The sequence below is a fragment of the Halovibrio variabilis genome (assembly GCF_007991175.1).
In the GTDB taxonomy this organism is placed as follows: Bacteria; Pseudomonadota; Gammaproteobacteria; order Pseudomonadales; family Halomonadaceae; genus Vreelandella; species Vreelandella variabilis.
Genome location: NZ_BJXV01000013.1, coordinates 111,452 through 136,231, shown reverse-complemented (window position 1 = coordinate 136,231; position 24,780 = coordinate 111,452). Strand labels below are relative to the sequence as shown.

The 24,780-nt window shown below is 54.6% G+C and carries 20 protein-coding genes; 13 read left to right on the top strand and 7 right to left on the bottom strand.

Annotated elements, in window-relative coordinates; all coding sequences use genetic code 11:
• Together HVA01_RS12790 and HVA01_RS12785 are read left to right on the top strand one after the other, a co-directional pair.
• The coding region (locus HVA01_RS12790; RefSeq protein ID WP_146875792.1) for a type I secretion C-terminal target domain-containing protein at window positions 1-4,217 on the top strand (4,217 nt) is incomplete at its 5' end.
• A 113-nt stretch (window positions 4,218-4,330) separates the two neighbouring features.
• Complete coding sequence (locus tag HVA01_RS12785; protein ID WP_146875791.1) at window positions 4,331-4,657, top strand: tryptophan synthase subunit beta like protein; 327 nt, start codon at window positions 4,331-4,333, stop codon at window positions 4,655-4,657.
• A 39-nt stretch (window positions 4,658-4,696) separates the two neighbouring features.
• On the opposite strand, the gene HVA01_RS12780 is transcribed toward HVA01_RS12785, so the two are convergent.
• The 3 genes from HVA01_RS12780 to HVA01_RS12770 form a co-directional block, all read right to left on the bottom strand.
• Entirely contained in the window at window positions 4,697-6,601 is a 1,905-nt protein-coding gene (locus HVA01_RS12780) for a bifunctional diguanylate cyclase/phosphodiesterase (protein ID WP_146875790.1), read from the bottom strand.
• A gap of 13 nt (window positions 6,602-6,614) precedes the next feature.
• Window positions 6,615-7,319: a transglutaminase-like cysteine peptidase gene (locus tag HVA01_RS12775; RefSeq protein WP_146875789.1), complete on the bottom strand. Its 705-nt coding sequence runs from the start codon at window positions 7,317-7,319 to the stop codon at window positions 6,615-6,617.
• Between the two features lie 91 nt (window positions 7,320-7,410).
• The gene (locus HVA01_RS12770; RefSeq protein ID WP_146875788.1) at window positions 7,411-8,097 is read right to left on the bottom strand and encodes an arylesterase; all 687 of its coding nucleotides are present in this window, start codon (window positions 8,095-8,097) and stop codon (window positions 7,411-7,413) included.
• Here HVA01_RS12770 and HVA01_RS12765 point away from each other — a divergent pair.
• Together HVA01_RS12765 and HVA01_RS12760 are read left to right on the top strand one after the other, a co-directional pair.
• Window positions 8,096-8,929 carry an ABC transporter ATP-binding protein gene (locus HVA01_RS12765; RefSeq protein WP_146875787.1) on the top strand — a complete coding sequence of 278 codons (834 nt, stop codon included), beginning with the start codon at window positions 8,096-8,098 and terminating at the stop codon, window positions 8,927-8,929. The genes HVA01_RS12770 and HVA01_RS12765 overlap by 2 nt on opposite strands.
• Window positions 8,926-11,511: an ABC transporter permease gene (locus HVA01_RS12760; protein ID WP_146875786.1), complete on the top strand. Its 2,586-nt coding sequence runs from the start codon at window positions 8,926-8,928 to the stop codon at window positions 11,509-11,511. Before HVA01_RS12765 ends, HVA01_RS12760 begins: the two co-directional genes overlap by 4 nt.
• Window positions 11,512-11,514: 3 nt before the next feature.
• Here HVA01_RS12760 and HVA01_RS17405 read toward each other — a convergent pair whose 3' ends face one another.
• The gene (locus HVA01_RS17405) at window positions 11,515-11,682 is read right to left on the bottom strand and encodes a hypothetical protein (protein WP_170243515.1); all 168 of its coding nucleotides are present in this window, start codon (window positions 11,680-11,682) and stop codon (window positions 11,515-11,517) included.
• Between the two features lie 86 nt (window positions 11,683-11,768).
• On the opposite strand from HVA01_RS17405, the gene HVA01_RS12755 reads away from it, so the two are divergent.
• Together HVA01_RS12755 and HVA01_RS12750 are read left to right on the top strand one after the other, a co-directional pair.
• A complete protein-coding gene (locus HVA01_RS12755; RefSeq protein ID WP_146875803.1) occupies window positions 11,769-12,671 on the top strand; it encodes an alpha/beta hydrolase in 903 nt (300 codons plus the stop codon).
• Window positions 12,664-13,704 (top strand): patatin-like phospholipase family protein, encoded by a 1,041-nt coding sequence (locus tag HVA01_RS12750; RefSeq protein WP_146875785.1) that lies wholly within the window; start codon window positions 12,664-12,666, stop codon window positions 13,702-13,704. The genes HVA01_RS12755 and HVA01_RS12750 overlap by 8 nt, the downstream gene beginning before the upstream one ends.
• 4 nt (window positions 13,705-13,708) lie before the next feature.
• On the opposite strand, the gene HVA01_RS12745 is transcribed toward HVA01_RS12750, so the two are convergent.
• Window positions 13,709-14,278, bottom strand: coding sequence for a Smr/MutS family protein (locus HVA01_RS12745; protein WP_146875784.1), 570 nt, complete (start codon window positions 14,276-14,278; stop codon window positions 13,709-13,711).
• Window positions 14,279-14,438: 160 nt separating this feature from the next.
• On the opposite strand from HVA01_RS12745, the gene prmB reads away from it, so the two are divergent.
• From prmB to phaC, 5 genes are all read left to right on the top strand, one after another.
• A complete protein-coding gene (gene prmB / locus HVA01_RS12740; protein WP_146875783.1) occupies window positions 14,439-15,398 on the top strand; it encodes a 50S ribosomal protein L3 N(5)-glutamine methyltransferase in 960 nt (319 codons plus the stop codon).
• A gap of 13 nt (window positions 15,399-15,411) precedes the next feature.
• Window positions 15,412-16,503, top strand: a complete 1,092-nt coding sequence (gene aroC / locus HVA01_RS12735; protein ID WP_146875782.1) for a chorismate synthase — start codon at window positions 15,412-15,414, stop codon at window positions 16,501-16,503.
• Between the two features lie 68 nt (window positions 16,504-16,571).
• Entirely contained in the window at window positions 16,572-17,066 is a 495-nt protein-coding gene (locus HVA01_RS12730; protein ID WP_146875781.1) for a hypothetical protein, read from the top strand.
• Between the two features lie 172 nt (window positions 17,067-17,238).
• Entirely contained in the window at window positions 17,239-17,649 is a 411-nt protein-coding gene (locus HVA01_RS12725; protein ID WP_146875780.1) for a phasin family protein, read from the top strand.
• A 126-nt stretch (window positions 17,650-17,775) separates the two neighbouring features.
• Window positions 17,776-19,692, top strand: coding sequence for a class I poly(R)-hydroxyalkanoic acid synthase (phaC, locus tag HVA01_RS12720; RefSeq protein WP_146875779.1), 1,917 nt, complete (start codon window positions 17,776-17,778; stop codon window positions 19,690-19,692).
• 66 nt (window positions 19,693-19,758) lie between these two features.
• On the opposite strand, the gene ahpF is transcribed toward phaC, so the two are convergent.
• Window positions 19,759-21,315 (bottom strand): alkyl hydroperoxide reductase subunit F, encoded by a 1,557-nt coding sequence (gene ahpF / locus HVA01_RS12715; protein ID WP_146875778.1) that lies wholly within the window; start codon window positions 21,313-21,315, stop codon window positions 19,759-19,761.
• A 158-nt stretch (window positions 21,316-21,473) separates the two neighbouring features.
• Window positions 21,474-22,037, bottom strand: coding sequence for an alkyl hydroperoxide reductase subunit C (ahpC, locus tag HVA01_RS12710; RefSeq protein WP_146875777.1), 564 nt, complete (start codon window positions 22,035-22,037; stop codon window positions 21,474-21,476).
• Window positions 22,038-22,368: 331 nt separating this feature from the next.
• Between ahpC and HVA01_RS12705 the strand changes: the two genes are divergently transcribed.
• Together HVA01_RS12705 and HVA01_RS12700 are read left to right on the top strand one after the other, a co-directional pair.
• Window positions 22,369-23,475: a polyamine ABC transporter substrate-binding protein gene (locus HVA01_RS12705; protein ID WP_146875776.1), complete on the top strand. Its 1,107-nt coding sequence runs from the start codon at window positions 22,369-22,371 to the stop codon at window positions 23,473-23,475.
• Window positions 23,476-23,573: 98 nt separating this feature from the next.
• Window positions 23,574-24,752, top strand: coding sequence for an ABC transporter ATP-binding protein (locus HVA01_RS12700; protein WP_146875775.1), 1,179 nt, complete (start codon window positions 23,574-23,576; stop codon window positions 24,750-24,752).
• Window positions 24,753-24,780: the final 28 nt, after the last annotated feature.

Sequence of the window (24,780 nt, the reverse complement as noted above, 5' to 3'; positions counted from 1 at the left end):
TGCCCGAAATCGCACCTGAATCCTTCGGTACGATTGAGGATGGTCAAATTATTAATGACATCTCGCTGGAAAGCCTCTTCGGGGCTGATGGTGCTGGTGACATCGCGTTTGACACATCGATCAATGACCAGGATGTCACACAGAACGGTGAACAGGTGCTCTTCAACGGAGAAGCACTGAGCTGGTCTCTGGATGGTGATGTATTGACTGCTACAACGGCTTCAGATGTTGATGCGATTACCATCACCCTCAACGACGCTGAAGGTAATTATGACATCAGCGTCGCCGAAGGCACCTTCTATCTTGAGAGTGGCGAACAGACATTTGCTATTGGTGATTTAAGTGGTAACAATTCAGTCGCCTGGGCTGCCCAGACTGATGGCATTGATACACTGATTGTTTCAGAAGGTACATCTACGAACACCAGTAACGCCGGTAGCATCGGTTACGTTGGCGCAGGTAGTCAGTGGATTGATTCGGGTACCTCAGATTCAACTACCTTCTACTTTTACGATGATGTTGCTGCTTCAGGGGCGTTGAATAATCAGGCTGACGTCGATAGTGCTCTGGCCAACTCTGTAGTGGCGGGTGTGAATAGCCTGTCCATCGCTGTTAATACACAAAGTGGCGCGGCAACGACTATCGATCTCTCCTTCACCGCTGTTGATGGCACGAAAGGAACGGCCTCTGTTGGTATCGACTCCAACGGCCCCAAAGATCCTTTCCAGATTAATATTGATTCAGCAGATGTCATCTGGGAAGGCGGTGCTTCAAATCTTGCCATTGCCTCGGTTGAGTTCCTGGCTGGAGATGTGGATTATCGTGTCGGTGGTGACGTGAGCTACACCGAAATCACCCTAATCGATGTTGAGCTGGATCTGCCGGTAAGCATCACCGATGCTGATGGTGATATGAATGACGGTAATATCACTGGCACGATCACCAGTGATGGTCAACCCGGTTCGGTTGACTTAGATTATGCGCCAGAAGCTTTGGGTAGCCAAGCAAGCGGTGAGGAAGACAGCACAGGTATCAGTTTGTTGTTATCAGCAACCGATGCTGATGGCACAGTAGAAAGCTTTGTGATCCACAGCCTGCCTGAAAATGGCACTCTGTTTAACGGCGATAGTGTTGTTAATAATCGTGATGAGGTTACTGCCACTAATGGTGAAGTAACGTTGACCTTTGTACCGGACGAGGACTGGAGCAATAACAGCAACGATCCTTATGAGGGTACTAGCTTCAAATATGTCGCCAAGGATAATGAAGGTTTACTGTCCGAAACTGCCACGGCCACAATTGACGTAACACCAGTGACGGATAAGCCGACTGTTGAGTTGAACCTTACTCCAACCACTAACTGGGAGATGCTGGCTGTTAATCTGTTTAATGTTCTGAACAATCCTGATGGCAAAGACGGTAATCCGGAAGGTTTTACTGTGCAGGCATTTAATGCGTCTGATGAGCAAACTGACATTGCCATTCGCTATCAGGATGAGTCCGGCAATGACCTTGAGCCCACTGGTTTTGGGGTCGGTGATGATGCTCAGACAAATGGGGATGCAGTTGAAATAGAACAGGGTGAAAAGCTGGTTGTGAATCTGGATTCACCGGCTTCATCCTTGACCTTCCAGATCGCGTGGCTGCGGGGTGATAGCGAAAGTCTGGAAGAAACGGGCTTATACACAATCAAGTACACTGACGGTAGTACCAGTGAAGTCTTCTCGATTAGCGGTAATGACCAGCTGGCCCTTAACGACGATGGTAGAGCAGACAGAGTTAGTCAGCCAATCACACTGACCGCGTCCTCAGGCAAAATGATAGAGGCCATAGAGTTCACAGTGCCTGATGATGGTAAAAGCGACTTTATGGTTCATAGCGTTTCCTATGAATCTGCTTTAACTAGCTACTCAGTCGATATCACAGCGACACCGAAAGATACGGATTTCTCCGAGGACATCACTCAACTGATTGTGAAGGCACCGAAAGGGGTTGAGCTTTCTGATAGCAAACTGCTCGGAACAGCAGATGGTATTAGTACCTGGCAGTTACTGTTAACAGGTACGGAGAATGATGATTACACCGGCCCAACTGTAGAGGTGGATCCGAATACCGGTGTCGTGACTGTTAGCGGATTGACGTTGACCGTGCCTTCAGATTATGAGGGTGACCTTACGGTGGAAGCCATAGCGACGGCGTATGACCCTGATGCGGCAAGTTCTAAAGATGGCTCGGATAGTGAAACCATCGCTGCACCGGATGAGCTGTATGTTGGCACCAATGAGGGCAATACGCACACCACAGAAGGTGGCAATGATGTCTTGATTGGTGACGTGGGTGGTCGAGATCAGCAGTTCAACCCTGGCAAAAACTACAGCATTGCTATTATCGCCGATGAGTCAGGTAGTATGTCAGGCGACCGTATTCAGATGGTGGAAGATGGTCTGAAGACCTTTGTCAATGATCTTTCAAATCATGATGGCATCATCAACATTGGTTTGATCGGCTTTGCCGAAGAGGCTTCACTGAAAATCTCTGTCGCTGATTTGGCCAATAATCCTCAACGTTTGAGTGATTTGCTGGATGAAATTGGTGATTTTTCAGCCAATGGCGGCACCAACTATGAAGACGCTTTTAATGAAGCGGTGGCATGGTTTGGTACGCAACCCCAACCAGACGAAGTCGGTGGCCATGAATTCATCAGTTATTTTATGACTGATGGGGAGCCTACCTCTCATAATGATGGTGGAACCGGCAATAGTACTGATTTCGAAACACTCCAGGCAGCCGTTGAAGCCTTTGAAGCATTGAGCAATATCAGTGAAGTCAATGGTATCGGTATTGGCAACGGTAACGAGGTAAATGCCGATTATCTACGTTTCTTTGATAACACTAACAATACTGGAACCGGTGCTGAGGTATTTAGTACTACGTCATTATTAGCTGACTTTACTGATCGTTATGTCCCCTTTGTTGGGTCAAGTTATGATTATGAAGTTGATCCGCTTGATAGAGGTTGGGAAAAAACTGGAGACAACAGCGGTTCTGTCACTTCTATAAATAATACCGACTGGTCATTAGGAGACCCAGATGGTTATCTAAGTATTCGTGATAATAGTGGTAATGGGGCAACCGTTGCCACTAGTGCGTCCTTTATGATTGCTGGGGGGGATGCTAGTGCTTCGCTGCAATTCGATTACCGGACTGATGATGCACATTCGAATGATAGTTTTAGCTGGCAGTTGCAGAAGTATAATTCTAATGACTGGGAAACGCAGGAACCGGTTGGTTTGAGCCGAACAAATGGCTTCACTCAAGTAAATATTGAAGGGTTGGATTCTGGTGAGTATCGGATCGTTTATATAGTCAATGACTCTGGTAACGGTAGACATTGGGAAAATGCAGAACTTCGCATTGATAATATCCTGCTTACCGAGCCAGATGATGTTGTTACTGGCCCAGTCGGCGAACCTCAAGTCGTCAATGATGCCGATCAACTGCTTGCCAAGCTACAAGAAGGCAATACCACAGAAGGCCCGGCTGAACAGGGTGATGATGTGCTGACAGGCGGTGATGGTGATGATGTTATCTTTGGCGATGCGCTGTTTACGGATGACCTGACCTGGACAAATGGCGACGATGAAACAATCGAAACCGGTCATGGAATGGGATACGAAGGGTTGGTGCAATATCTAACCTGGGAAGTGAACAGTGGTGTTGAGCCGGATGATGCTCAAATCATGAACTACATCCGTGAACACGCAGAGTCATTGATTAATCCGAATCCGTCACAGGCTGAGTATGATGCTGCCGGTAGCGACACGCTCATTGGCGGTCAAGGTGATGATATCTTGATTGGTGGGTTGGGCGCCGATACCTTCAAGTGGGAGCTAAATGACGAAGGCACGGAAGATAGTCCCGCGACTGATATCGTCATGGACTTCTCGTCGAGTGAAAATGACAAGTTGGATCTTTCCGAACTGCTTGACGGCGAGAACGAAAACAACATCAATGAGTACATTTTCGCCGAAGAGGAAGATGGTACGACAACGCTGTATATCAGCTCGGATGGCAACTTGTCTGGCAAGGAGAATGCTGACCAGGTGGTTCACTTGGAAGGTAAAACATTCAGTGATCTGGGTGCGGCGCCTAATGAAGGCGGCAGTGAGCTGATTGCCAAATTGATCGAAAATGGTCAACTGAATATCGATCAGTAACGCCGTGTTGTAAGCCACTACGCCCCGCTTGGTACCGCCAAGCGGGGCCTTTTGTTAGGCTAACCATACTCAACGATGACGGCAGCTTGGCTGCCACTGGGAGCGCTATCACCATGTACGTCAACCGCGACAGCCAGGGCGAGATCAGCCAGGTCAGCCGTACCGTAAGCGATGACTGCCAGGAGTATGTCTCGCCTGAATCGACTGAGCTACAGCAATTTATTAACGCTGAAACCCACGAGGCCGCGCTGCTCAGGCAGTCGGATATGGAGTTCGTGCGGGTACTGGAAGACGTGATCAACCTATTGATGGATAAGGGGATCATCCGCTTCACCGACTTGCCCGAAAAAGCGCAGGAAAAGCTGCTGACCAGGCAGTCGCTGCGTAAGCGTGTTAACGATGTGGGGTTGATTAGCGACTATGACAGCGACACCATCTAAAACGACGGGCCGCTGTCTTTTGCGTTACCCATCAAAGCGTTAAACGGGCTGACGGACACCTGGCCCGGTCGCGCCATCGACGCCCACCAGGAACAGGCACATGAGTTCTTCATTATCTGCCACCCCTTCACCAATCACCTGAATACCCAACGAATGGCACAGTGTGGCCATGCCACGCACGATGGTTTGCTGGTTAGTGGAGGTATTTATGTGGTGAATAAGGCTGTTATCCATTTTTAAGTAGGCAAGGCCAACGTCGTGTAAGTCGGCAAGCTTGGTGAATTCTGCGCCTACGTGCTCAATGCCGAAGGTACATCCCAGCGGCCTTAACGCAGCGCAAAGGCCGCGTAAGCTGCCAATAGCGTGGGTGCTGAGCGTGGCGGGCACTTCAAAACAGAGCTGCTTAGCAAGGCTGGGCTGTGCTTCAAGCAGTGCCCGCAGCTCATTAACAAATTGGGTATTGGTAATTGACGCCGCTGAAAGGTTAACTCCAACCGGTTTAAGGTCTGTGTTGAGATTGGTTAGCGCTTTCTTCACCACGGCTAAATCGAGCGCTGATTCCATGTCAAAGCGGGTAATCCAGGGGATAAATATCCCCGCGGTTTGCCATTCACCTGCCAGTTTTAACCGCGCTGGGCATTCGTAATGGAGAATCTCGCCCTGGGCATCAATGACCGGGAAGTAGGCCAATTCCGGGCCTGCGTGAATCGCCGCCGCTAGTTCTGCCCGCCATTCCGCATGGCTGCTATATAGCGAAACCCGCTCGCGGTGTCGTATGACTATTTGTTTATGCGTACTCAGGCTTTCGGCTTGAGCCAAGGCATCATCCAGCGTTGCCAGCAAAGTGCCGCGCTCATCATGCGGGGCATAAGGCACAATCGCCGTGGGTAAGTAAACGGCCACGGGCGCTGTGGCTGATACGTCAGCCAGCGCTTTAGTAACGTGCTGGCTTAGCTGCTCAACATCGTCGGCGTGGGGCAGCAAGAGTATAAAGTCGCTCCCGTTGAGGCGGCCTACCACCGGCTCGGGTGCCTCTCCATCTAGCTGGCCTAACTGCGACACAAGCGTTCTTAGTAGGCCATCGGTGGTCGCATGGCCAAGTTGTTCGTTGAGTGTTTCTAATGCCTGTACCCGCACCATTACCAGCATGCCTGTTGCACGTGCATCATCGCTGCTTAACTGGGCGGCGAATTTGCCCATAAACACATCGCGGTTGAGTGCGCCGGTTACACGGTCGTGCTGTAAATGACGGCGCAATTCGTCTAGCTTATGGCTCTCTTGGGTTAGCATTTGATGGACATTGGCGGACAGCACGTTCATCGCCTGGGTAACTTGGCGTAATTCTAGCGTGCGGGGTTCTTTAATCGTCGTGAAGCGTCGCGCGCTGATATCTTGTGCTTGCGCGACTACCCGTGAAAGCGGATGTTTTATCCCGCGCACGACCATCGTGGCGATTGCTAGGCTGATCGCCCCGGCAAGCAAAAACCAAGCCGCTAGTTCTAGGGTGCTACGCCATAGTGAGGCATAGGCAAAACTGTGTTGGCTCTCAAGCTCCAGGGTGCCGAACTGTCGCCAGCCGTCTTGAATGGTCGCCACGCCACTGGGGACATCAAAGGCGATTAACTGGCGGAACCAAGCGGGCACATCACCCGTGTACTCATTGGCCGAACGCTCTATTAACACGCTGCCATCGGTATCGCGTAGCGTAATCTGCTGGTAGTAGCCGGTATCGAACTGCGCTGCAACCAACAGCTCTAAAGTGACTAGATCTTTATCGAGCTGGCTCATGGAGAGCGCCAGCGCGGTAGCCGTATCTTCATTCTTGATGCGTACGGCTTGTTCGATATAGTGGCGGCTACTGGCAATGCTAACGGCCAGGCTACCCACAAATGACAGCAGTAGTAGCGCAATAATGGCCAGCCAGAGCTGTTTGATCAGCGACATGATGCCTATCCTCTTAGAGAAAACCCTGCGTTTGCATACGTTCAATAACGCTTCGCCAGCGTGATAATCGCGCCAATGGATCAGCGCGTGATTCTGAAGAGCCGCCAGCCCACAGGCCATCGCTGTTAAAACTGAATAGCGGGTCAAGGTCGGTACGCTGCGAGGCTGGGGTGATCGACGGAACAATATTGTCCAGCACCAATGGTTCTGCATCGGGAGCCGAGTAATAGCCAAGTACCATATGGGCTTGAGTAATTTGACTACGGCCAATGCGCGCACGGACATAAATCATGCGTAAATAGCGGCTAGTAACGCCCAACTGCTTGAGGGTAATGTACTTGGCAATGGAGTAATCCTCGCAATCCCCTTGCCCTTTACCCATCGCTTCCAACGGCGTTGCCCAATAATCCTCTTGCCCCCACACCTGGATATCGTCAATCCAACGGATGCGACGATTAAAGAAGTCATTAACCCCGCGCAGCTGGGCCTGTACATCTTTATTCTGCAGCTGTTGAAGTAGCGAAAACCACTCTTCTAAGACGGATAAACCGGCCTGCCCATACTGCTGCTGCATGCTTTGGCGTAAGCGTTGCGGGTCAAACGCCGCGGCAGGCGTTGGATGAATGCCAAAACCCGCGCCCAACCAAAGCGCGCCGACAGTTGCTAAGAACTGCCGACGCGATAAAACAGGAGGGCTATGACTAGAGGGAGCAGGCATGGATCGCCTTGATAACCGCCGAATAGGGAGTAAGGTTACAAGCTGGCGTGTTGAAGTGCTACACCCCAACATCCAGGATGTCATGACAGGCTTATTCAGCGGCTGCCTGATGCGACGATTCTAGCAATGGTTTCAAAGCGTCCCACACATTATCTAAAATCATCGGCTGCGCATCAGCGGTGGGGTGAATGCCATCGCTCTGCATTAAGGCCTCGTTTAAGGCGATACCTTCGAGTAAGAAGGGCACCAGTGTCACGTCGTACTCTTCCGCTAACGAATAAAACACACCGGTAAACGCATCGCGGTAGGCTTGGCCGTAATTGGGCGGAATATCAATGCCGAGCAGTAACACCTCAGCATCGGCTGCTTGGCTTTGCTCAATCATTTCAGCCAAATTAGCCTGCATTTGCCCCGGTGATAAGCCACGCAAGCCGTCGTTGCCGCCTAGCTCAATGAGGACAATGTCCGGCTGATGCTGTCCTATAAGATCACTAAAGCGTTGCAAACCACCCGACGTGGTTTCGCCGCTGATACTGGCGTTGATGATTTGCGCATTATCGCCCAAGCGCTCTGCCAGTAAGCTCACCCAACCTGCTTCACGCTCAATGCCGTAAGCAGCGCTTAAACTGTCACCCATGATCAGTAGGGTGGGGTCAGGTTCTGTGCTGTCAGTCTCAGCGTTGATAGACGCAGAGGCAAAGGTGACTATCAGCAACACCAGCCATCCGGTTACCATGCGGTACAGTCCATGCCATGCCATAGGGATGCCACGCTTCATGTCTAACTCCTCAGATCAAACTGCAAATTCAGCCACCGATAAAACAGCATCGAGTGTGTCACCCCACGGTGATCGCCAACCTCTTAGCGACAGCCAAGCGGCTGAGAACGTTCCCCATCGCCCCGCTAGGCAGCCAGTCTTGTACGCTGACAAGTTGTCTAAGCAGGTGACCAGCGGTGAACGCTCGTTAACCATCTTACACGACCTTTCGCTAAACGTGGCGGCAGGTGAAAGCGTGGCGATTCTGGGCAAAAGCGGCGCGGGTAAATCAACGCTACTGGGGTTGTTGGCCGGCCTTGATACCCCCAGCGACGGCGAACTCACGCTGTTTGGGCAAGCGCTGAGCCGTTTGGATGAAGATGGGCGTGCCGCGCTGAGAGCCGGGCGAGTCGGCTTTGTGTTCCAGAACTTCCAGCTATTGCCGACGCTGAGCGCGCTGGAAAACGTCATGCTGCCGCTTGAGCTATCGCCTCGCGCTGGGGAGACGCAAACCGCCGCTCAGTGGTTAGAACGTGTCGGGCTGGGCGAGCGAGTAGATCACCTACCTAAGCAGCTTTCCGGCGGCGAGCAGCAGCGGGTGGCGGTTGCCCGCGCCTTTGTGACCGACCCAGAACTGGTATTTGCTGATGAACCCACGGGCAACCTCGACCCGGATACCGGCGCGCAAGTCATTGATCTGCTCTTCACATTGAACCGCGAGGCGGGCACCACGCTTATTTTGGTTACCCACGACCACGCGTTAGCGCGGCGTTGTGACCGCTGCCTGCGCTTGGATCACGGCAAGCTGGAACCCTTCGAACCGGCCGCGTTAAACGCAGAGGAGAGCCAATGAGCGATGTGAATTGGCGCTTGGCCATGCGCAGTCTCAAGCGCGATTTACGCGCTGCCGATGTGCGCGCGCTGTTTATGGCGCTGGTCTTGGCCGTTGCCGCCTCTACCATGATTGCCTTCTTCCTTGACCGTCTAGAGCGGGGCCTGGAGCGTCAAGCGGGACAAATGCTGGGCGGTGATTTGGTGCTTGAGCAGCGCGACCCCTTTTCGGATGAGCTACGCGCTACTTTGCGAGACGCGGGTTTTACGCTCAGCGATCAAATCGATCTGGTCTCAATGATCAGTCGTGGCGATCGCTTTCAGCCTGCGAGCTTGAAAGCCGTGGATGATGTGTACCCGCATTACGGTACCTCCTACGTAGATTTCGGCGATGGCACCGAGCAAGTCGCCTCGGGCCCGCCGCCTGGCGAGGCCTGGGCGGATCCGCGTCTGATAGAGCTCATTGAGATTGAATTGGGCGACCAGGTACAGGTGGGTCAAACCGAGCTTACCGTCACCGGGATTATCGAGCGCGAAGCGGATCAATCCAGTGGCTTTGGCAGTTTTAACCCGCGCTTAATGCTTAACACCGCGGATATCGATGCGACCGGGCTCGTTCAAGAGGGCTCGCGGGTAGAGTTTGAAATTTTAGCGGCAGGGCCCCCGGCAGCACTTGATGAGGTTCAGGCGCTGCTTGCCGAGCTGCGCCGTGAAGGCGTCGAAGTGCGCGATGTGCGCGTCGACCGGCCCCAACTTGGCAACGCGCTCCAGCGTGCGGAAAGCTATTTAGGCTTGGCAGGCTTAGCCGCGGTGTTGCTGGCTGGCGTGGCGGTGGCAATGTCGACGCGTCGCTACGTGGAGCGCCACCTGGATACCGCCGCTCTGCTACGCTGTTTTGGCGCCAGTCAGCGTCAATTAGTGACAATCTTTAGCCTCCAGCTCATCGGCTTAGCGCTGGTGGCGTCGACCATCGGGGCGCTGCTTGGGCTCATTGGCCAAGCGCTCTTGATCTGGCTGTTGGTGAGTTTTCTACCCATGACGCTGCCTCCGCCGGGGCTAATGCCGCTGGGGTTAGGCGTGTTTACCGCCCTGGCGGTGCTGGTCGGGTTTGCAGGGCCAACGTTGCTGCGCATTAAGCAGGTCAGCGCGCTAAAAGTCCTGCGCCGTGAGCTTGATCCACTGCCGCCTTCTGCGTGGCTCGTCGTGGGTGTGGCGGGTGTTGTATTTGGCGGTTTGCTATGGCTCTACTCGGGTAGTCTGCCGCTGGCCATCGCGCTACTCATCGGTGGCGCGCTGTTGTTGGGATTATTGTGGGTCATTAGCGCGCTGCTGCTTAGCGGCTTACTGCGTGTTGTGAAAAGGTTCTCAGGGCGCAGTGAGTGGTCTCAGGCGCTACGCTTGGGCGGTCGCCAACTGGCGCGGCGGCGTCAAGCGGGCTTGGGGCAACTGCTGGCTTTCTCGGTGACGTTCTTTGCCATGGCGATGATTGTCTTGGTGCGCGGCGACCTGCTGACTACCTGGCAAGATCAGCTACCCGACAATACCCCCAACTACTTTGCCATTAATATTCAGCCTTCCGAACGCGACGCGTTTGAAGCGGCGATTTCACCCCGGGTGGAAACCCAAAGCACTCTGTATCCCATGGTGCGAGGGCGGATCGTTGCGATAAATGACCAGTCGCCCAGAGACGCCGTACCGCCGGATGCCCGTGGTGATAACTCGCTGCGTCGGGAGTTAAATCTTACCTGGCAGGCTGAGCTGCCTGAGGGCAATGAAGTCGTCGCAGGGGAATGGTTCTCAGCCGAGCAAAGCGGAGACGAAGAGAGCCAAGGATGGATGAGCGCCGTAGAGTCAACGCCCCAGCAAACGACGCAACAGACGGCCCCGGTACCTATTTCCGTAGAGGATGGCCTTGCCGAACGGCTGGGGCTGAGCATTGGCGATGAAATGACGTTTTCGGTCGGTAGCGATGAAATCACCACCCAAATTACCAGCCTACGTAGCCTGAATTGGGACAGCTTCCGACCTAACTTCTTCGTTATCTTCCCTCCCGGCGTGTTAGAGCAGTTTGGCCATAGCTACATTACGGCGTTTCACTTGCCGGAGGCGGAAGATGGCTTGATCAGAGAGCTGATTAGCGATTTCCCCGGTGTCTCACTGCTCAACGTGGACGCGATTTTGGGCCAGGTCCGCGATGTGCTTACCCAGGTCACCCGCGCGGTGGAATTAGTGCTCGCCTTGGTGCTGCTGGCGGGCGTTAGCGTGCTGTATGCCGCACTAACGGCTAGCCGTCCGGTACGCGCTCATGAAAGCGGCCTGCTGCGTGTGTTTGGCGCCGGTAGCCGAATGATTTCACGGGTGCAGGGCGCCGAGTACGCGCTGTTAGGCTTTGCCAGTGGGTTAATGGGGGCAGTATTGGCTGAGCTCGCCACGGCGGCGCTGTATATTTACCTGCTGGATCTCGCCCCGCGCTTTCATCTAGGGCTATGGGTTCTCCTCCCCGTTGGCGGTGCGCTGTTGATTGGCGTGATTGGTCATGCGCTTTCGCGAGGGTTACGTCGCCAAGCGCCAGCAGCCAGTCTGGGTTTACTCGGCGAAGCGTAATCGTTATCGCGCAAGCCAGAAGCCGACGACAATGGCGCTAACAACGGCAACTAAAAAGACCAGATTACGGGCGCGAGTATCGCGGTTTGGTTTCATATCAGCACCAAAATAAACGTGGAGGTAAAAAGCAGCGGAAGCATTAAGGTCGGCATGGTAACGTTTGTTGCTCATGTCGTCATCTTGCAGCCTGAAGGGGCGCGAGCTGAAGCTACCTCCCGCTACTGTTATCTAGTCAGCTCAAAGTAGGACCGTGAATGATGCCTCAATCTAATCCCACGGCGGCGCGCTATGTTGCCCCGCAGCCACTTTCGCTTGCTCAGGGGCGTCTAGCGGCGCTGAGCTGGGGGCGTTCTGATGCCCCCGTCTGGCTGGCCTTACACGGCTGGCTGGATAATGCGGCCAGCTTTTCGCGTTTGGCGCCGCTGTTGGTGGAGGCACGGGATATTCGTATCGTGGCGCTGGATTTCCGCGGTCATGGGCATTCATCCCACGCGCCTGAGGGCACTGACTATGCATTGTGGGACTACTGCCACGATGTGCTGGATGCCATGCAGTCACTCGGCCTTGAGCAAGCGAAGGTATTAGCCCATTCCATGGGGGCGGCCGTGGCCTGTTTGCTTGCCGCCGCGCTGCCAGAGCGGGTCGAGCGCTTGACGTTGATTGACGGGCTAGGCGCCCTCAACACGCCGGCAGAAGAGACCGCCGACCAACTACGTAAAGGCTTGACGGCTTACCGCCGGCGGTCTTCCCGCACACCGCGTTACCCGGATCTCGAAAGTGCCGTGGCGGCGCGTGTGGCAGGCGGTGTCACACCGTTGGATAGCCTAACGGCCACCCCGTTAGTGGAGCGTAACACCCAAGCGACTGCCGATGGCCACATCCAGATGCGTACCGACAGCCGTTTGCTGAAACCGTCGCTGGTACGCTTCACCCCTGAGCAGGTACGCTCGCTTTTGGCGGCTATTGACGCGCCGGTGCTGTTGATAGAGGGCGAAGGCGGTATTTTGGGGCAGCGCGCTTGGGCAGTAGCGGCACGTCAAGCCGTGAAAGATTTAACTCGTCAAGTGGTAAACGGCGGTCACCATCTGCACTTGGAGCTCCAGGCGGTTGAGCAAGTGGCGATGGTCATTAACCGTCATTGGGGGGACGTTGATGAATGAATTGGCGCAGGTGGGCAGTGGCAATAAGGTTGCCTTGGTGCTGGGCAGCGGTGGTGCCCGCGGCTATGCGCATATTGGCGTCATTGAGGCATTAGAGGCGCGGGGGTTCGAGATCATTGCCGTGTCAGGGTGCTCCATGGGCGCGTTGATTGGCGGGGTCTATGCGGCTGGAAAACTGCCCGAATACCGCGACTGGGTGTGTCAGCTTGACTACCTGGACGTACTTAAGCTGGTCGATGTGACCTGGAGCCCGATGGGCGCCATGCGCGCCAGTAAAGTCATGGACAAGCTAGAAGCCCTGGTCGGCGATATTTTGATTGAAGACCTGTCGATCCCGGTGACCACGGTCGCGACTGACTTAGTACGTCAACGCGAGGTGTGGTTTCAAAACGGCCCGTTGCTCCAGGCCATTCGCGCCTCGATTGCCGTGCCGGGGGTGATCACCCCGGTGCATTTAGGCGAGCAAGTGCTGGTAGATGGCGGGCTCCTCAATCCGCTCCCCATCATGCCCGTGGTTGCCGCCCACCACGCCGACTTTGTAGTGGCGGTGAACGTTACGGCGCACAGTCCGCTGCCGGTGACACTAGAAGAGCTGCTGCCCAAGGAAGCGAAATCAGCCGATAGCCGCAGTGAACAAGAGCGCCAGCGCGATCAACGTATGGGCAGCTGGATAGGCGATGTGCGTACCGCAACCCGCAAGCTTTGGAGTGGCCTGGGCGCCAACGGCGAAGGTGGAAACGGTGAGGGTATAAACGGGCAGGGTGAAGCGCTAGAAGAGACCAGCGAAGCCCGCGGTAAACGCGAGTGGAGCAAGCTGGACATGATTCTGGAATCGTTTGATATTACCCAGGCGGCGCTGGCCAAGTACAAGGTGGCGGGCTACCCGCCCGATGTGCTGATTGAAATACCTAAAACCGTCTGTAGTACTTACGAATTCCACCGCGGTAGGGAACTGATACGGCTCGGCCGCCACCTGGCAGATGAAGCGTTGGAACGGCGAGTGCCTAGCCTCGCGTCCGACGCTAGCGAGTAACGCGCTACTGGCCCCGCTTGCGCAGCAATATATAGACCGCCCCGGTGCCGCCGTCGATATCGATCGCCGAGCAGAAGGCCAGTACTCCCGGCCACTCGCGCAGCCAGGTGTTGGTATGGCTTTTGAGCACCGGAAAATCTGAGGTGGTTCCCCACGCCTTGCCGTGCACCACGAGTACGCAGCGCAGGCCCTGGCTGGCCGAATCGCTCAGAAAACTTTCCAGCTCAACGCGCGCCTCTTCCAGCGTATGGCCATGCAAATCAAGACCTGCCTGCCACGCGGTTTGACCACGCTTTAACTGACTGAAGGCGCGCCAGGGCAGATCCGGCACGCTAAACTCTAGGTACTCAGACGGGCGCACTGCCTCAACACGGCCATCCGAGGTGCGCCCACTGGCCTGGGTCGTCGTGTTTTCTACCGCAGCGGTACGCCGAGCCTGGTGAGCCTGATCGTCGCGTTTAGGCTTGCCGGGGTCCGCTTGGTTAGAGGCGATAGGCCGCACACCCGCCGCTTTTAACGCGTCGCGGAAGGTGCTGATATCGTCATCGTTGGGTAGGTGGCGGCGTCGCGTCATGGCAGGCTCAGGTGGCAGAAAAGGTGAATCAAGCAAAGGCGTACAGTATAGCGGGCTGAGCGTTGCTGTGAACCGGGCAGCGTGAAAGGTACAATCTTTATTCATTAGGTGGGTGCTGCTTGTTTGCCGCATCCATAATTATCGTTAACCAGGAGTCGCTGTGACCACGCATCTTAACGCTGAGCATTCTCACTCAACGCTTTCCCTACCAGATTCGGCGCTGGTGAGCGATCTGTTGACGCTGCGCGACTACTTGCGCTGGGTCTCCAGCGAGTTTTATCTGGCTGGCCTGCATTATGGCCATGGTACCGATTCGGCATGGGATGAGGCGGTAGCGCTCTGCTTGGGCGCGCTGCATCTGCCGTGGAATGTTGACCCTGGCGTGATGGAGGCGCGACTGCTGCCGATTGAACGTCAGCGTATCATCAGCCTGACGCGGGAACGAATTGCCACGCGCCGCCCACTGCCGTATTTACTCGGTGAAAGCTTCTTTGCCGGCCACCCGTTTAGTGTCGATGAGCGCGTGCTGATTCCGCGCTCGCCGATTGCCGAATTGATAGAGGATGGCTTTGCCGCCTGGTTTCCGGAAGAGCCGCCCGCTAAGGTGCTGGATTTATGCACGGGCTCGGGCTGTATCGGCATTGCGACCGCGCTCTATCTGCCCACCTGCGAAGTAGCGCTGGCCGATATTAGTCAGGATGCACTGGCCGTGGCCCGGCAAAATATTACCCGTCACGATGTCGGCGACCGCGTTCGCGCGGTGGCGTCGGATGTCTTCAATGGGCTGGAAGGTCAGCGTTTTGATTTAATTGTCGCCAACCCACCCTACGTGGACGCCCGCGACCTGGCTACCATGCCTGCCGAATACCGCCATGAGCCTTCGTTAGCGCTGGGCGCAGGCAGCGATGGTCTCGATATTGTACGGCGAATACTGCGTGAAGCGCGGGAACACTTAACCGATGAGGGCTGGCTGATTGTCGAGGTCGGCAATTCCGATCGCCATGTGGAAGCGGCATTCCCTAATGTCCCTTTCCTATGGCTTGAATTCGAGCGTGGCGGCCAGGGCGTGTTTGCCTTGAGCGCCGCTGAACTCGACGCCCATGCGGCGTCTTTCGTGTGAGGAACTAACCGCCATGTCTGGCAATACCTTTGGCAAATTATTTACCGTCACCACCTTTGGTGAGAGCCATGGCCCTGCGCTTGGGGCCATCGTTGATGGCTGCCCGCCGGGGCTGCCCCTGAGCGAAGCCGACCTACAGCACGACCTGGATCGTCGTAGGCCGGGCAGTTCACGGCATACCACCCAGCGCAAAGAGCCCGATCAGGTGCGTATTCTCTCGGGTGTGTTTGAGGGCAAAACGACCGGCACCTCGATTGGTTTGTTGATTGAGAACACCGACCAGCGTTCCAATGATTACTCTAAAATCAAAGACCAGTTTCGGCCCGCCCACGCGGATTACACCTACCACCATAAATATGGCCACCGTGACTACCGCGGCGGCGGTCGTTCCAGCGCCCGTGAAACCGCCATGCGGGTGGCCGCCGGGGCCATTGCCAAAAAATATTTGGCCGCCCAGGGCGTACAAATCCGTGGCTATATGAGCCAGTTAGGCCCTATCAAGATTGACTTTAAACAGTGGGCGTCAATTGATCAAAATGCCTTTTTCTGCCCTGACCCTGAAAAAGTCGCCGAGCTGGAAGCCTATATGGACCAGCTGCGCCGTGACCAGGATTCGGTCGGCGCGGAAATTACCGTGGTAGCGGAAGGCGTACCGGTCGGGCTGGGCGAGCCGGTGTTTGATCGCCTGGATGCTGATCTAGCGCATGGTTTGATGAGTATCAATGCGGTAAAAGGGATAGCCATTGGCGCTGGTTTCGACAGCGTTGCCCAGCGCGGCAGCGAGCACCGCGACGAGATGACGCCTGACGGCTTTCTCTCCAACCATGCAGGCGGCGTGCTGGGGGGGATTTCCAGCGGCCAGCCGATAGTGGCGCGTTTGGCGCTTAAACCGACCTCAAGCATTACCACGCCGGGGCGTTCGATTGACGTTCATGGTCAAGCGGTCGAGGTGATTACCAAAGGGCGTCACGACCCCTGTGTGGGTATTCGTGCAACGCCCATCGCCGAGGCGATGATGGCGATAACGCTGTTGGATCACTGGCTCCGCCAGCGCGGGCAAAATGGTGAGGTCCGCGTTGAGACGCCGCGTTTAACTCAGCGATAATGCAATGCGGTGAGGTTGGCTGTTCGCTGCTACACTCAATTAAAACAATGTAAAAGCAGGAGCTGGCTATGAAAATCAACGTTGAGTTTGACCTCACCCCGGATGAGTTTCGTCAATCGCTGGGCCTGCCGGATGTGGAAGTTTTCCAGAAAAATCTACTGGAAAATATCCAACGGCAAATGGAGTCTGGGGTTGAGGGCTACGACCCGATGAGTTTGATGCGCCCTTATCTACAGCAGCCGATGATGCAGCAGGGGCTTTCCCAGGGGCTGGCCAATTTCGGCACCTATCAGCAGATGATGCTGGATATGTTGCGTCAAGCTGGTAGCACCAGCGGCTCAGCGGATGATAAAGATAACGAAGCGAATCAAGGTACGTCGAGTCAACGTTCATCGAACCAAGATACGTCGAATCAGGCTTCTTCAAGTCAAGAGTCATCGGCTAAAGAATCATCGGCTAAAGAGTCATCCAGTAAGGAGTCATCGAGCAAAGAACCATCTAGCGCGAGGAGCTCTAGGGCCAAAGCGGCCGCTTCCTCCTCCCGCTCACGGGCAAAAGGGTAGGGAGAGTAAGGACGCTATCTCAGCGATGTTGCAAGGCAGCATGCTAGCGATTACTCTTTTTGCAGTGCAGCAACGCAAAGCAACGCTATATCATGAAACGCGATGAGTCACTCCAGGTAATTTTGTGTAAAGCCTAAGGCTCATGCCAAGGAACTAAACAGGAGCAGACACCATGCAAGACAATATGATGGACGCCTTTAACGCCCAAACGAAGCAGATGTTCGAGCCGATGCGTAAAATGAATTCGCTGATGCTCAATAACATGGAAAAAATGACCCACTATCAGTTGGAAGCCATGAAGCGCTACAGCCAAATGGGCACTGAGCGCATGCGTAGCGCCACTGAGATTGAAGACGCAGAAAGCCTGCGTGATTTCGGCACCAAGCAAGCTGAAATGATGAATGAGCTTTCCCAGCAGATGCAAGAAGACGCGCGGGTGATGAGCGAGATGAGCCTGCAGTTTAAATCTGAAATGGAAAAGATGTTCAGCGAAGCCGGGCAGCAAATGTCCGAGCAAGCCAAAGCGGCGACGAAAGGTGAGCAACCTGCCAAAGCCTCCAGCCAGTCGTCGCGTAAAAGCTGATAGGTGGTATCGTCGCGGTGCCTTGGGCGCCGCGACGCATTTGTAGTGTCGACTACAATAACCTGGATCATTGCATCCTAGGCCAGAGAGTTCGGTCCGCCTACCATAGGCGTAGGGAGAATCAGTATGCAGTCAGCGTGGCAAAATCCATTTAAGCAAATGTCTGGGTTATATGAAGGTTTGTCTCAAGGGTTTACTCAAGGCTTTTCTCAAGAGCTGCCTGAGGGCTTATCCCAATCGGAAGTCGAAGCCTGGAGCAGCCAGCTTAAAGAGATTGGCGAACAGTACCAGGGGTTGATGCAGGAACTCCTTTCCCGTATCGCGCCAAGCGAAGCCGCCGATTCTGTCTACAGCGATATGCGCGAAAGCTTTGAAGCGGCCGCGCAGTCGCTGATGCAAAACCCTACCCTACTGTGGGAAACCCAGGCCCGCCTGCTTCAGGAGCAGTGGCTTTTATGGCAGCAGGGCATGCGTGCCATGGCGGGGGAACCTGTAACGCCGTTGATCACCCCCGACAAAAATGATCGTCGTTTTAAAGACGAGGCCTGGACCCAAGACCCTTATTACATGGCCATCATGCAACAGTATTTACTGTTCTCGCAGATGGTCGAAGAACTCGTCGACAACTTAACCGGTTTGGATGACACCCATAAACGCAATTTAGCGTTTTATGCGCGCCAGTTAGTCAATGCAATGGCGCCGACCAACTTTATAACCACCAATCCTGAAGTGATGCGCCGCACCATTGAAACCCGTGGCCAGAACCTGGTGGATGGACTGGAGCGCCTGCGCGAAGATTTAGATAACTCTGCCGAAGGCATTAACGTTCGTATGACCGACCGTACCGCCTTTGGCGTGGGCGACAACATTGCCGTGACTCCCGGTGCGGTGGTGTATGAAAACGAATTGATTCAGCTAATTCAGTACACGCCGACAACCGAAAAGACCTTTAAAACACCCTTGCTGATGGTGCCGCCGTGGATCAATAAATATTACATTCTTGATCTGCGTGAAGAAAACTCCATGGTTAAGTGGCTAGTGGCACAGGGCCATACGGTGTTTCTGATCTCCTGGCGCAATCCTGGCCCGGAACAGCGCGAGATCAACTGGGCCGACTACATGCAGATGGGCCCTATTAGCGCGATGGAGGCTATTGAACAGGCCTGTGGCGAGAAATCGGTTAATTTACATAGTTACTGCGTCGGGGGCACATTAGCCGCTTCCACGGTGGCGTACCTCACCAGCACTCGCCGTGGCCGCAAAGTGAAGTCTGTGACCTACATGGCCACGTTGCAGGATTTCCGCGATCCTGGCGAGATCGGTGTGTTTCTGAATGAGCGTGTAGTTGAGGGGATTGAGCAAACGCTAGAAGCGAAGGGCTATCTGGATGGTCGCTCAATGGCCTATACCTTCAGTTTGCTGCGTGAGAACGATTTGTTTTGGTCCTTCTACATTAATAACTACTTGAAGGGTGAAACCCCTGCCGCCTTTGATCTGCTTTACTGGAATACCGATGGCACCAACCTACCGGCCGGGACGCATGCGTGGTACCTGCGCCACATGTACCTGGAGAACCGCTTGGTTGAGCCTGGTGGTATTGAACTGGATGGCGTGAAAATTGATCTGCGCAAGGTGTCTACGCCTAGCTACTTTGTGTCCACCAAAGAAGACCATATCGCCAGGTGGAACAGTACTTACTATGGTGCCTTGCTTCCCAAGGGGCCGGCCACCTTTGTGCTTGGCGGTTCGGGGCATATTGCGGGTATTGTCAATCCACCGCATAAGAACAAGTATGGCTACTGGACCAACGACGCACTGCCGGAAACCCACGAAGAGTGGCTGGAAAGCGCGACATTGAACGAAGGTTCCTGGTGGCCCCATTGGCAGGCCTGGATGACCGAAAACGGCTATGCCGATAACGACAAGATGGTACCCGCGCGCCAACCTGGCGACGGCGAGCTCAAGGTCATTGAGCCGGCGCCTGGGCGCTATGTGAAAACGACCATCCCCGAGGTGCTGGGAGAAACCCCGCCTCAGTCTTAAAATGCTTCGCGGAAGTCGAAAAGCCAAAAAAGCCCGCTGACCAGCGGGCTTTTATATGGGCTTAATTTAATTACGAATTAAGTAGTCAAAAGCGCCCAGCGATGCCTTGGCACCTTCGCCCATGGCAATAACGATCTGTTTGTAGGGCACGGTGGTCACATCGCCTGCGGCGAATACCCCGGGCACTGAGGTCATGCCATGGGCATCGACAATAATTTCACCGCGTGGCGTCATCTCAATCGGGGAGCCTTTGAGCCACTCGGTATTGGGCACCAGGCCAATCTGAACAAAAATACCTTCCAGCGCGATGGCTTTATGCTCATCGCTAGTGCGGTCGATATAATTCAAACCATTAACACGGCTGCCGTCGCCGGTGACTTCAGTCGACTGCGCATTCAGAATAATATCGACATTCGGCAGGCTCTTTAGCTTTTTCTGCAGCACGGCGTCAGCACGCATTTCACCCATAAACTCCACCAGCGTTACATGGCTCACTATACCCGCCAGGTCGATAGCCGCTTCAACGCCGGAGTTGCCGCCACCAATGACGGCCACGCGTTTGCCTTTGTACAGCGGCCCATCGCAGTGGGGGCAATAGGCAACGCCTTTGTTGCGATACGCTTGTTCGCCGGGCACATTCATCTCGCGCCAACGGGCGCCCGTCGCCAGTACCAATGTCTTGCTTTTAAGCGTAGCGCCTGATTCAAACGCTATTTCATGAAGCCCGCCGTCCGGGTCCGCCGCTTTAAACACAGTGGCGGTTTGTAAATTCATTACATCGACCTCGTACTCTTTCACGTGCTCTTCGAGCGCGCTGACCATCTTGGGGCCTTCGGTGTGCGAGACGGAGATAAAGTTTTCAATCCCCATGGTGTCCGCTACCTGTCCGCCAAAGCGCCCAGCGGCAAGGCCGGTATTAATCCCTTTGCGCGCCGAGTAAATAGCCGCCGCCGCGCCTGCCGGGCCACCGCCAATCACAAGCGTATCGAAAGCGGCTTTTTCGCTTAGCTTTTTGGCCTCGCGCTCGGCGGCGCCAGTGTCAACCTTGCCAAGAATCTGTTCAAGCGTCATGCGGCCCTGGTCAAACGGCTTGCCGTTTAGGTAGATACTCGGCACCGACATGATTTCACGGGCTTCCACTTCATCCTGAAACAGCGCGCCGTCAATGGCCACATGGCGCACCTTCGGGTTGAAGATAGCCATCAAGTTAAGCGCTTGAACCACGTCAGGGCAGTTCTGGCACGACAGCGAGTAGTAGGTCTCAAACAGCATCTCACCGTCGAGGGCTCTAATTTGATCAAGCACTTCCTCAGACGTTTTAGGCGGATGGCCGCCAACTTGCAGCAACGCCAGCACCAGCGAGGTAAATTCGTGGCCCATGGGGATGCCCGCAAACACCACGCCGGTGTCTTCGCCGGGGCGGTTGATTGCAAACGACGGTTTACGCGACGCTTGACCGTCGCTGTGCAGGGTGATTTTGTCGCTTAGGCTGCTGATTTCTTCCAGCAGGCCGAAAAGTTCTTGTGACTTGGCACCGTCATCAAGGGAGGCAACGATCTCGAACGGCTGCGTCACTTTTTCTAGGTAGGTTTTTAACTGAGATTTTAAATTGGCGTCCAGCATGACAGTCGCCTCCTGGTAATTAGCATGTCGGTGTTGGGTCACAGGGCGCACAGTAAAACCGTGCGCTTAAAACAAGACACCCGAGCGGGTGCCCGGGTGTCGCGCTGCCAAGAGGGGCAACAGAGTTAAAAAATATCCGTTTGGCAGCCGTGGGCTATTTAGATTTTGCCGACCAGGTCCAGTGAAGGCGCGAGTGTTTCTTCGCCTTCTTTCCATTTAGCCGGGCACACTTCGTTGGGGTTTTCACGAACGTATTGTGCAGCTTTGACTTTACGCAGCAGCTCTTCGGCGTTACGGCCAATGTTGCCCGCGTTGATTTCCACAATTTGGATCTTGCCATCGGGATCGACAACGAAAGTGCCGCGCTCAGCAAGACCGGCATCTTCGATCAAAACTTCGAAATTGCGGGAAATACGCAACGTCGGATCAGCAATCATCGGGTACTGCAGTTTGCCGATGGTCTCAGAGCTGTCGTGCCACGCTTTGTGGGTAAAGTGGGTGTCGGTAGAAACACTGTAAATTTCAACGCCCAGCTTTTTGAACTCGGCATAGTAGTCAGCCAAATCGCCAAGTTCGGTAGGGCAGACAAAGGTAAAGTCAGCCGGGTAGAAGAAGAAAATAGACCACTGGCCTTGCATGTCCGCTTCAGTCACATCGACGAATTCGCCATTCAGGTAAGCCGTCGCTTTAAACGGCTTTACTTCAGTGTTGATCAAGGACATAAGACTAATCTCCAGTTGTCATGGGTGAAGGGTATATAAACCAGAATAAGACTAATGGCTAGCGACTAATGTCTAAAATTAAAAAAAGCCATCGAATCAATAGTATTTATATATTAGCTAATGAGTGGTTTTTTCCGCCGGTGTCATGGCGTCGGAAGGGCGAAATGCACGTTTTTCTTAAAGTGCCTTGCGGTAGGGCGTGCGGCACCGCAAAATTCGCACGCTCAGTCATATAACCTAAGCTGATGTTAGCCGTTGGCTCGCAAGCAACCGGCGGTACATAACGCAAACGCACATAACGCAAAACAGTGAAGACGATAGGAGTCATCGAATGGGGAACATCCACAAACTTTCCGCGGCCGTTGCGGCCATTTCGTTTGTCGCAGCGGCTAGCGCTGCCCACGCCCAAGAAGAGGTGCGGGTGTATAACTGGTCAGACTACATTGCCCCGGAAACGCTGGAAAAGTTCACCGAGCGAACCGGCATTGACGTGACCTACGACGTTTATGACAGCAATGAGATTCTTGATGCGGCGCTACTTGCCGGGCGTTCCGGCTACGATGTGGTGGTGCCCTCTACCTACTATTTTACCCGTCAATTAAAAGCCGGTGTTTATCAGCCGCTCAATCATGAGTTACTGCCTAATTTAGATAACCTTAATCCCGACCTGATGGATAATTTGGAAGCCATTGACGAAGGCAGTGAGTACTCGGTGCCCTATATGTGGGGGACCAACGGAATCGGTTATAACATTGACCGTGTGACAGAAATTTTGGGGGACGACGCGCCAGTGGATAGCTGGGCGCTGCTGTTTGACCCTGAAATCACCGCGGCATTAAGCGAAGCGGGCTGTGGCTTGTCGATGTTGGACTCCGGTGATGAGATGCTCTCGCCCGCCATGGCGTATTTAGGCTTAAACCCGCAGAGTGAACGTATTGACGACCTGGAAGCCGCTGGTGAACTGCTTGCCGATGTTCGCGACGATATGACCTACTTCCACTCCTCGCGCTATGTGTCCGACCTCGCCAACGGTAATATCTGCGTGGCCGCTGGTTACTCGGGGGATGTGTTCCAAGCCGCCGAGCGTACCGAAGAAGCGGGGCGTGATTTCAGTATCGGTTACAGCATTCCCAAAGAAGGTGCGGCCCTCTGGTTTGATATGATGGCGGTTCCCGCTGATGCGCCGAATACTGAAAACGCCCATGCGTTTATCAACTTTATCCTCGACCCGGAAATCGCCGCTGAAATTACCGAGTACGTGCGGTACGCCAACCCCAACGCGGCGGCTAATGAGTATCTTTCTGACGAAATTCTTAACGATCCGGCGATCTACCCGGAAACCGAGGTCATGCAAAACCTATACGTCCAGGCTGAAAAGCCTCAAGATGTATTGCGCGCCCGTACACGTATTTGGAACCGCGTAAAATCCGGCCGTTAAGCAGATACTTACCCGACAGCGAGCCCAACACTTTCTCACCGGCTCGCTTCATGTTTTTTCAATGCCCGGCGTTCCGGGCCTTTTGATGGGAGTGGCGAATGGTCACTACGCCCCTGTCGAACGCGTCTTCATCTGCTTCGCCAGCTGTCCCTTCCTCGCGGCCCCAGGGTAAAACCCCGCGGTTTGCTGAGGATGTAGTGCTGGAAGTGAAGCGCTTAAGCAAACGGTTTGACGATGCGCTGGCGGTGGATGATGTCAACTTGCAGGTTAAGCGCGGCGAAATTTTCGCGCTTTTAGGGGGGTCCGGGTCGGGCAAATCAACCCTGCTGCGTATGTTGGCGGGGTTTGAAACGCCGTCTGAGGGCAGCATTTTATTAGACGGTGACAACATCACCGCGATGCCTCCGCACAAGCGGCCCATCAATATGATGTTCCAGTCCTACGCGCTGTTTCCGCATATGACGGTGGCCCAGAATATTGCCTTTGGTTTAAAGCAGGACAAACTGCCTAAGGCCGATGTCGATGCCCGCGTGACCCAAATGCTCAAGCTGGTGCATATGGAGCGCTTTGCCAGGCGCAAACCGCACCAGCTGTCCGGTGGTCAACGCCAGCGGGTGGCGCTGGCCCGCTCGCTGGCCAAACGTCCCAAACTGCTGCTGCTAGACGAGCCCATGGGCGCGCTGGATAAAAAACTGCGCACTGAAATGCAGTTGGAGGTGGTCGAAATCATCGAGCAGGTCGGCGTGACCTGCATAATGGTGACCCACGATCAGGAAGAGGCCATGACCATGGCCGACCGTGTGGCGATCATGGCCGACGGCTGGATTGAGCAGGTGGGTTCACCGGTGGATATTTATGAAAGCCCGGTCAGCCGCATGGTGGCGGAATTCGTCGGCACGGTGAATTTGTTCGAAGGCGAGATTGTCGACGATGCTGCCGACCATTGCCGCATCGTCGCGCCCGCGCTTGAGCGACCTATCTACATTGACCACGGTATTACGACCCAGGCGACGAATCGACGCGTTTGGGTGGCCCTTCGGCCAGAGAAGATTTGGCTAACCCGGGAAAAACCCACCGCTGAGTATAACTGGGCGGAAGGTAAGGTCGATGATATCGCCTACCTAGGGGGGTTCTCACTTTACTACGTGCGCACGCCCTCGGGTCAGATCATCAAGGTCAGTATGGCCAATACCAAGCGGCGCGGTGATCGGCCTACCTGGGAAGACAGTGTGTATGTCTACTGGGAAGACCACAGCACCATTGTTTTAAACCGTTGATGTACGGGCTTTGTACCGGAGACTGCCT

Bases quoted from the DNA above. Each gene is read 5' to 3' on its own strand.
- phaC (WP_146875779.1), top strand. From the start codon at position 17,776: ATGCAGTCAGCGTGGCAAAATCCATTTAAGCAAATGTCTGGGTTATAT.
- HVA01_RS12765 (WP_146875787.1), top strand. From the start codon at position 8,096: ATGTCTAACTCCTCAGATCAAACTGCAAATTCAGCCACCGATAAAACA.
- HVA01_RS17405 (WP_170243515.1), bottom strand. From the start codon at position 11,682: ATGAGCAACAAACGTTACCATGCCGACCTTAATGCTTCCGCTGCTTTT.
- HVA01_RS12775 (WP_146875789.1), bottom strand. From the start codon at position 7,319: ATGCCTGCTCCCTCTAGTCATAGCCCTCCTGTTTTATCGCGTCGGCAG.
- HVA01_RS12755 (WP_146875803.1), top strand. From the start codon at position 11,769: ATGCCTCAATCTAATCCCACGGCGGCGCGCTATGTTGCCCCGCAGCCA.
- ahpC (WP_146875777.1), bottom strand. From the start codon at position 22,037: ATGTCCTTGATCAACACTGAAGTAAAGCCGTTTAAAGCGACGGCTTAC.
- HVA01_RS12750 (WP_146875785.1), top strand. From the start codon at position 12,664: ATGAATGAATTGGCGCAGGTGGGCAGTGGCAATAAGGTTGCCTTGGTG.
- HVA01_RS12785 (WP_146875791.1), top strand. From the start codon at position 4,331: ATGTACGTCAACCGCGACAGCCAGGGCGAGATCAGCCAGGTCAGCCGT.
- HVA01_RS12770 (WP_146875788.1), bottom strand. From the start codon at position 8,097: ATGAAGCGTGGCATCCCTATGGCATGGCATGGACTGTACCGCATGGTA.
- ahpF (WP_146875778.1), bottom strand. From the start codon at position 21,315: ATGCTGGACGCCAATTTAAAATCTCAGTTAAAAACCTACCTAGAAAAA.
- HVA01_RS12705 (WP_146875776.1), top strand. From the start codon at position 22,369: ATGGGGAACATCCACAAACTTTCCGCGGCCGTTGCGGCCATTTCGTTT.
- HVA01_RS12760 (WP_146875786.1), top strand. From the start codon at position 8,926: ATGAGCGATGTGAATTGGCGCTTGGCCATGCGCAGTCTCAAGCGCGAT.
- HVA01_RS12730 (WP_146875781.1), top strand. From the start codon at position 16,572: ATGAAAATCAACGTTGAGTTTGACCTCACCCCGGATGAGTTTCGTCAA.
- HVA01_RS12725 (WP_146875780.1), top strand. From the start codon at position 17,239: ATGCAAGACAATATGATGGACGCCTTTAACGCCCAAACGAAGCAGATG.
- HVA01_RS12745 (WP_146875784.1), bottom strand. From the start codon at position 14,278: ATGACGCGACGCCGCCACCTACCCAACGATGACGATATCAGCACCTTC.
- HVA01_RS12780 (WP_146875790.1), bottom strand. From the start codon at position 6,601: ATGTCGCTGATCAAACAGCTCTGGCTGGCCATTATTGCGCTACTACTG.
- HVA01_RS12700 (WP_146875775.1), top strand. From the start codon at position 23,574: ATGGTCACTACGCCCCTGTCGAACGCGTCTTCATCTGCTTCGCCAGCT.
- aroC (WP_146875782.1), top strand. From the start codon at position 15,412: ATGTCTGGCAATACCTTTGGCAAATTATTTACCGTCACCACCTTTGGT.